The sequence below is a fragment of the Phenylobacterium sp. T106 genome, from assembly GCF_057219735.1.
In genome coordinates this window covers 226,518-233,459 of sequence record NZ_JBXVWA010000008.1, presented here as the reverse complement: position 1 = coordinate 233,459, position 6,942 = coordinate 226,518, and the positions used below count along the sequence as shown (strand labels likewise).

Sequence of the window (6,942 nt, the reverse complement as noted above, 5' to 3'; positions counted from 1 at the left end):
CCACTGCGCCCTGCTCAGCTCGTAGCGCTTCACGCCCATCAACCCGCTCCGAATCAGAAACCCGGAGACGGATTGATTCAGCACCCTTCAGATCTGGGAATCCTGAATGTGGATTGGTCCTAGTCCAGGACGCGCTCTACGGCGCGAGCTTGTAGCCGCCCTGCTCGGTGAGCAGCAGGCGGGCGTTCGCGGGATCGGGCTCGATCTTCTGGCGCAGGCGGTAGACGTGGGTCTCCAGCGTGTGCGTGGTGACCCCGGCGTTGTAGCCCCAGACCTCGGCCAGCAGCTCCTCGCGCGACACGGCCTTCTCGCCGGCGCGGTAGAGGTACTTGAGGATGTTGGTCTCTTTCTCCGTGAGCCGGATCTTCTTGCCCTTCTCGTCGACCAGCACCTTGGCCGCCGGCCGGAACTCGTAGCTCCCCAGCCGGAAGACCGCGCCCTCGGAATGCTCGTGCTCGCGAAGCTGGGCGCGGATACGCGCCAGCAGGACGGCGAACTTGTAGGGCTTGGTGATGTAGTCGTTCGCGCCGGAATCGAGCCCCTGCACCTCGTCGTTCTCGGCGGAGGCGGCGGTCAGCATGATCACCGGGGCCGTGACGCCGTCCTGCTTGATCCGCCGGCACGCCTCGCGTCCGTCAAAGTCGGGCAGGTCGACGTCCATCAGGATCAGGTCGGGCTTCTGCTCGCGGGCCATCCGCACCCCCTCGCCGGCGGTGGCGGCCTCCACGGTGTCGAAGCTCTCGGCCTGAAGCTGCTCGGAGATCGCCCCGCGAAGGTCCTGGTCGTCGTCGACGATGAGGAGTGTCTTCTTTTGAGCCATGGCGGCAACAAACACCATCTGGCAGGCTCGCCGCAAAGGGTTTCCCGCAGAACACCGGAGTTCCCGTGATCTTCACCGCCACCGCCGACGGCTGGCTCGACATCGGGGACCGGCGCGTCCGGGCGGCCCTGGGCCCGGCCGGCGTGAGGCCCGCGGCGGAGAAGCGCGAGGGCGACCTGGCGTCGCCGGCCGGCGTCTGGCCCATCCGCGAGGTCTTCTACCGGCCCGACCGGGGACCGCCGCCGGCCACCGAGTTCCGCGTCCACGCCCTGACCGAGGACGACGGCTGGTGCGACGATCCCGCCGACGCGCAGTACAACCGCCACGTCACCCTGCCCTATCCGGCCAGCGCCGAGCGGCTCTGGCGCGACGACCACCTCTACGACATCGTCGTGGTCCTGGGGCACAACGACGATCCCCCCGTCGCGGGCCTGGGATCGGCGATCTTCCTGCACCTCGCCAAGCCGGACTACGCGCCCACCCACGGCTGCGTGGCGGTCGCGCGCGAGGACCTCGAGGCCCTGCTCGCCCTGGCCCGGCCGGGAGACGCCGTGGAGATCCGCGCTTAGCCTAGCCCCGGGCGCCGAACACGGCCGAGCCGACCCGGACGCTGGTCGCGCCGAAGCGGATCGCCGTCTCGAAGTCGCCGCTCATCCCCATGGACAGCTTCGCCAGCCCGTTGCGCTCGGCGACCTTTCGCAGAAGCGCGAAATGCGGTCCGGGCGGCTCGTCCGCCGGGGGAATGCACATGAGCCCCTCGACCTTCAGGCCATAGGCGCCCCGGCAGGCGGCGATGAAGCCGTCGGCCTCGCCCGGCGCGATCCCCGCCTTCTGCGGCTCTTCCCCCGTGTTCACCTGGATGTAGAGCCGGGGCGCGCGGCCCTGGCGCTGCGTCTCCTCGGCCAGCACGCGGGCCAGCTTCTCGCGATCCACGCTCTCGATCACGTCGAAGAAGCCCACGGCCTCCTTCGCCTTGTTGGTCTGCAGCGGGCCGATCAGGTGCAGGGTCAGGCCGTCGGCCCGTCCTTCCCAGCGCGCCATGGCCTCCTGCACCCGGTTCTCGCCGAACACCCGCTGGCCGGCGTCGAGCACCGGCTGGATCGCGTCCCAGGGCTGTTGCTTGGAGACCGCGACGAGCGTCACGTCGCCCGGGTCGCGCCCGGCGGCTTGCGCCGCGCGGGCGATCCGGGCCACCACGTCGGCGTAGCCTGGTGCGGGAGGTGCGGACATTTCGGCGTTCTGGACCCTGGAGCGGACCGCCCGGCTCTTACCGGCGCGCCGCCGCTTGCGGAAGGCCTTGCCCGCGCTGCTGGCGTTCACCGACCCGTCGCGCACGCCGGACCCGGAGGCGCTCGCCGGCCGCCTGCCTCGCGGCGCGGCCCTGGTTTACCGCCACTTCGGGGCGCCGGACGCCGAACGCCGCGCCCGGCGGCTCGCCGCGCTGGCCCGGCGGCGCGGGCTCAAGCTCCTGATCGGCGCCGATCCCGCGCTGGCCGCGCGGGTGGGCGCCCACGGCGTCCACCTGCCCGAGCGCCTGGCGGGGCGCGCCGCGGCGATCCGGCGGGCGCATCCGGGGTGGATCGTCACCAGCGCGGCCCACTCCCTAACCGCGGCCCGCGCGAGCCGTGCGGCCGCCGTCGTGCTTTCGGTGGCGTTTCCCTCCCGCAGCGCGTCCGCCGGGACGGCGCTCGGCCCCGTCCGCCTCGCGCTGCGCGTGCGCGCGGCGGGCCGCCCGGCCTACGCCCTGGGCGGGATCAACGACAGAACGGCCCGCCGTCTCATCGACGCGGGCCTCATCGGACTGGCGGCTGTGGAAGGTTTCGGACGCTAGAACTTCAGCGTGGATTCCAGCCGGACCTTCGGCTGGTCGGCCTCGCGGACCGGTCGGCTGCCGCGCGGGGCGAGATCCTGCTCGCCCAGGGCCACCGAGCCGCCGACCTGGATCGACGGCGTGATGCGGAAGTAGGCGCCGGCCTGGACGTCGTTGGGCGACACGGGCCGGGTTTCGGGCTGCTGCAGCCGAACGGTGATGCCGAAGCGGCCCTTGCTGGCGTCGTACTTGAAGGTGCGGCCCGCGTTCGGATCCAGCCGCGTGGGCTCGGACCGGACCGTGAAATCGACGGGCTTCGAAGCCTTGTCCGCCGCCCACGCGCCGCTCGCCGCCACGCTGACCAGCGCGGCCGCGGCGAGAGCGAAGCTCATGCGGCGGAATTCCATGGTCTTCTAATATAACCCCAACGATCACCAATGCGAGCGGCGGCTAGTGCACAGCTTCGCGATTGCGATCCGATTAAAGGCGGCATTGAAAACAGGTCAATGCGACTCGGCCCTCCGGCGATCCCTCAGGCCCGAGAAGGCGGCCTTGTGTGGCGCGTTCGCCACGCGATTCCTGTTTGGCGCGCCGGATGGCGTTGTTATAGAGGCGTCCGGCGCAGGGGCGGCGCCGTAGCGCTGACTGCGTTGCGGAAGTTATGGAGACCGATGGAATGCCGTTTGTGCGCGGTAAGAGCATGCGAGGCGTGATCGTCGCGGTCGCGGCAGTGAGCGCTATGGGCCTGAGCGCATGCGGCGGCATCCCGAACCCCCTGGGCGGCGGTTCGAAGACCCGGGTCTCCGGCGACAACGCCGCGGCCATCGGGGTGAACGGCTACCTGTGGCGCGCCACCCTGGACACCCTGTCCTTCATGCCGCTGCAGTCGGCCGATCCCTACGGCGGCGTGATCGTCACCGACTGGTACACGAACCCCGAGAAGCCGGACGAGCGCTTCAAGTGCACCGTCTACATCCTGGATTCGCGCCTGCGCGCCGACGGCCTGAACGTCGCCGTGTTCAAGCAGCTGCGCGACGCCTCGGGGAACTGGGTCGACCAGCCCACCGCCGGCCAGACCGAGACCGACATCGAGAACTCGATCCTGACCCGCGCGCGCCAGCTTCGACTTTCGAACATCCGGGGCTGATCCAGCTCCGGACGTCGATCGTCGACGCGCCGTGATCCGCCAGGGCCGTTGACCGGAACGCCAACCCCCGTCAAAGGCCCCCGATCATGGCCCGCTACAATCCGAAAGAAACCGAACCCAAGTGGCGTGACGCCTGGGCGAGCGCCGAGGCGTTCAAGGCCGTCCGCGACCCCGGCAAGCCCAAGTACTACGTGCTGGAGATGTTCCCGTACCCGTCGGGACGGCTGCACATGGGTCACGTGCGCAACTACGCCATGGGCGACGTCATCGCCCGCTTCAAGCGCGCCCGCGGCTTCTCGGTCCTGCACCCGATGGGCTGGGACGCCTTCGGCCTGCCCGCCGAGAACGCCGCGATGGAACGCGGGGTCGACCCCAAGGGCTGGACCTACGACAACATCGACCGGATGCGCGCCGAGCTGAAGGAGCTGGGGCTGTCGATCGACTGGTCCCGCGAGTTCGCCACCTGCGACGTCGGCTACTACGGCAAGCAGCAGGCCTGGTTCCTGGACCTGTTCGAGCGCGGCCTCGTCTATCGCAAGGAAAGCGTCGTCAACTGGGACCCGGTCGACCAGACCGTCCTGGCGAACGAGCAGGTGGTCGACGGCCGCGGCTGGCGCTCGGGCGCGGTCGTGGAGAAGCGCAAGCTGAACCAGTGGGCGATGCGGATCACCGACTACGCCGACCAGCTGACCGACGACCTGAAGGCCCTGGACCGCTGGCCCGAGAAGGTCCGCGTGATGCAGGAGAACTGGATCGGGCGCTCCAAGGGGCTCCGCTTCCGGTTCCACTTCGCGGGCGACGCGCCGGCGGAGAGCCTGGAGGTCTACACCACCCGGCCCGACACCCTGTTCGGCGCCAGCTTCGTGGGCGTCGCGGCCGACCACCCGCTGGCCGAAGCGGTCGCCGCGAACGACCCGAAGGCGGCCGCCTTCATCGAGGAATGCCGCAAGGGCGCGGCCACCGAGGCCGAGATCGAGACGGCCGAGAAGCGGGGCTACGACACGGGCCTGAAGGTGAAGCACCCGTTCGATCCGAACTGGGAGCTGCCGGTCTGGATCGCGAACTTCATCCTGATGGACTACGGGACGGGGGCGATCTTCGCCTGCCCCGCCCACGACCAGCGCGACCTGGACTTCGTGCGTAAGTACGGCCTGCCGGTGAAGCCGGTGGTGCTGCCGCCCGGCGAGGACGCCGCGGCGTTCGAGGTGGGCGACGAGGCCTACACGGGGCCGGGCGTGATCTACAACTCGCGCTTCCTGGACGGCCTGGACATCGAGGCCGCCAAGGCCGAGGCGATCGCGCGCATCGAGGCCCAGGGCGACGGCGAAGGGGCGACCGTGTTCCGCCTGCGCGACTGGGGCGTCTCGCGCCAGCGCGCCTGGGGCTGCCCGATCCCGGTCGTCCACTGCCCGACCGACGGGGTCGTGCCGGTGCCGAAGGACCAGCTGCCGGTCGCGCACCCGGCCGACATCGAGTTCGGCAAGGCCGGCAACGCGCTGGAGCGGCATCCCACGTGGAAGCACACCACCTGCCCGGTGTGCGGCGGTCCGGCCACCCGCGAGACCGACACCCTGGACACCTTCGTGGACAGCTCCTGGTACTTCGCCCGCTTCGCGAACCCGTGGGCGGACGAGCCCATCAGCCGCGAGGACGCGGACTACTGGCTGCCGGTCGACCAGTACATCGGCGGCATCGAGCATGCCGTGCTGCACCTGCTGTACGCGCGCTTCGTCACCAAGGCGCTGGCCGACGACGGCCAGCTGGCGGTGCGCGAGCCGTTCGCGGGCCTGTTCACGCAGGGGATGGTCACCCACGAGACCTACCGGCGGCAGAACGGCGAATGGGTCGAGCCGAAGGACATCGAGATCGTCGCCGAGGGCAAGACGCGCCGGGCGATGCTGGTCGGCTCGGGGGAGCCGGTGGTGATCGGCGACGTCGAGAAGATGTCGAAGTCCAAGCGCAACACCGTCGCGCCCGAGGAGATCTTCGACGTCTACGGCGTGGACGCCGCGCGCCTGTTCGTGCTGAGCGACAGCCCGGCCGAGCGCGACGTGCAGTGGACCACGGGCGGCGTCCAGGGGGCCTGGCGGTTCGTGAACCGCGTCTGGGACGAGTTCGACAGCCACGTGCCCGCCCCCGCCGGCGCCGAGCCCGACCCCGAGCTGCGGCGGGCCACGCACAAGCTGATCCGACAGGTCACCGAGTCGATCGACGGCTTCCGCTTCAACTCGGGCATCGCGCGCCTGTACGAGTTCCTGAACCTGCTGAAGTCGAACCCGGCCAGGGACGCCGCGCCGGCGGTGCTGGCGGCCCGGCAGGAGGCGCTGAGCGCCTTCGCGCGCCTGATCGCGCCCTTCACGCCGCACCTGGCCGAGGAATGCTGGGCCCGGATCGGCGGCGAGGGCATGGTCGTGGCGGCGCCCTGGCCCGACTTCGACCCCGCCCTGACCGAGGACGCGGTGAAGGTCCTGCCGGTGCAGGTCAACGGCAAGCGCCGCGGCGAGATCTCCGCGCCCGCCGGCGCCGAGCCGGCCGACGTGGAGAAGCTCGTGCTGGCCGATCCCGAGATCGCGTCCAAGCTGGAAGGCCTCACGGTCCGCAAGATCATTGTGGTCAAGGACCGGATCGTGAATATCGTGGCCGCATGAGCCGGACCCTCGCCCTCGCCGCCATCGTCGCCGCTGCGCTGGCCCTGGGCGGCTGCGCGGGATTCCAGCCGCTCTACGGCGAGGCGGCGGTGGTGAAGAACCTCGCGGCGATCCAGGTCAACGCGCCGTCGGGCCGCACCGGCTACCTGATCCGGCAGCACCTGGACGACGCCTTCGCCAAGGACCATTCGGCGGCGCCCGCCTACACGATGGACCTGCGGCTGGGCGAGGCGCGCTATCCGCGCGGCGTGCGGATCGACAACGTCGCCACGCGCTACGAATACATCCTGACCGCCAGCTACGCGCTGCGGGCGACCGCCACCGGCGCGGTGGCCAAGCAGGGGGCGGTGCGCGTCGAGCTGACCTACGACTCGGCCGACCAGCCCTACGCCTCGATCTCGGCGCAGCAGGACGCCCAGGACCGCGCCGCCGAGGAGGCCGCCCGCCGCATCGAGCAGGAGCTCGCCGTGTGGCTGGCGAACGGAGCCCAGGTCGCGCGGCGCTAGGCGGGCGCGGG

At 70.8% G+C, this 6,942-nt stretch carries 8 protein-coding genes; 5 read left to right on the top strand and 3 right to left on the bottom strand.

Going from position 1 to position 6,942, the window contains the following annotated elements; translation table 11 throughout:
* Positions 1 to 136: 136 nt before the first annotated feature.
* Positions 137 to 820, bottom strand: a complete 684-nt coding sequence (locus AC2D8W_RS18175) for a response regulator transcription factor (RefSeq protein WP_293479656.1) — start codon at positions 818 to 820, stop codon at positions 137 to 139.
* A 65-nt stretch (positions 821 to 885) separates the two neighbouring features.
* Between AC2D8W_RS18175 and AC2D8W_RS18170 the strand changes: the two genes are divergently transcribed.
* Positions 886 to 1,389 carry a L,D-transpeptidase family protein gene (locus AC2D8W_RS18170; protein ID WP_484672699.1) on the top strand — a complete coding sequence of 168 codons (504 nt, stop codon included), beginning with the start codon at positions 886 to 888 and terminating at the stop codon, positions 1,387 to 1,389.
* A gap of 1 nt (position 1,390) precedes the next feature.
* Here AC2D8W_RS18170 and AC2D8W_RS18165 read toward each other — a convergent pair whose 3' ends face one another.
* A complete protein-coding gene (locus tag AC2D8W_RS18165) occupies positions 1,391 to 2,050 on the bottom strand; it encodes a YggS family pyridoxal phosphate-dependent enzyme (RefSeq protein WP_484672698.1) in 660 nt (219 codons plus the stop codon).
* Positions 2,051 to 2,117: 67 nt separating this feature from the next.
* Between AC2D8W_RS18165 and AC2D8W_RS18160 the strand changes: the two genes are divergently transcribed.
* Positions 2,118 to 2,651 carry a thiamine phosphate synthase gene (locus AC2D8W_RS18160; RefSeq protein ID WP_484672697.1) on the top strand — a complete coding sequence of 178 codons (534 nt, stop codon included), beginning with the start codon at positions 2,118 to 2,120 and terminating at the stop codon, positions 2,649 to 2,651.
* On the opposite strand, the gene AC2D8W_RS18155 is transcribed toward AC2D8W_RS18160, so the two are convergent.
* On the bottom strand, positions 2,648 to 3,037 hold the full coding sequence (locus AC2D8W_RS18155; protein WP_484672696.1) for an NtrZ family periplasmic regulatory protein: 390 nt from the start codon (positions 3,035 to 3,037) through the stop codon (positions 2,648 to 2,650). The genes AC2D8W_RS18160 and AC2D8W_RS18155 overlap by 4 nt on opposite strands.
* Before the next feature lie 269 nt (positions 3,038 to 3,306).
* On the opposite strand from AC2D8W_RS18155, the gene AC2D8W_RS18150 reads away from it, so the two are divergent.
* The 3 genes from AC2D8W_RS18150 (at position 3,307) to lptE (ending at position 6,931) form a co-directional block, all read left to right on the top strand.
* A complete protein-coding gene (locus AC2D8W_RS18150; RefSeq protein WP_484672695.1) occupies positions 3,307 to 3,777 on the top strand; it encodes a DUF3576 domain-containing protein in 471 nt (156 codons plus the stop codon).
* Between the two features lie 86 nt (positions 3,778 to 3,863).
* The gene (gene leuS / locus AC2D8W_RS18145; RefSeq protein WP_484672694.1) at positions 3,864 to 6,425 is read left to right on the top strand and encodes a leucine--tRNA ligase; all 2,562 of its coding nucleotides are present in this window, start codon (positions 3,864 to 3,866) and stop codon (positions 6,423 to 6,425) included.
* Positions 6,422 to 6,931: an LPS assembly lipoprotein LptE gene (lptE, locus tag AC2D8W_RS18140; protein ID WP_484672693.1), complete on the top strand. Its 510-nt coding sequence runs from the start codon at positions 6,422 to 6,424 to the stop codon at positions 6,929 to 6,931. The genes leuS and lptE overlap by 4 nt, the downstream gene beginning before the upstream one ends.
* Positions 6,932 to 6,942 lie beyond the last annotated feature (11 nt).

Coding starts and splice junctions, on each gene's coding strand:
- AC2D8W_RS18175 (WP_293479656.1), bottom strand. CDS start 820: ATGGCTCAAAAGAAGACACTCCTCATCGTCGACGACGACCAGGACCTT.
- AC2D8W_RS18165 (WP_484672698.1), bottom strand. CDS start 2,050: ATGTCCGCACCTCCCGCACCAGGCTACGCCGACGTGGTGGCCCGGATC.
- AC2D8W_RS18155 (WP_484672696.1), bottom strand. CDS start 3,037: ATGGAATTCCGCCGCATGAGCTTCGCTCTCGCCGCGGCCGCGCTGGTC.
- AC2D8W_RS18150 (WP_484672695.1), top strand. CDS start 3,307: ATGCCGTTTGTGCGCGGTAAGAGCATGCGAGGCGTGATCGTCGCGGTC.
- leuS (WP_484672694.1), top strand. CDS start 3,864: ATGGCCCGCTACAATCCGAAAGAAACCGAACCCAAGTGGCGTGACGCC.
- lptE (WP_484672693.1), top strand. CDS start 6,422: ATGAGCCGGACCCTCGCCCTCGCCGCCATCGTCGCCGCTGCGCTGGCC.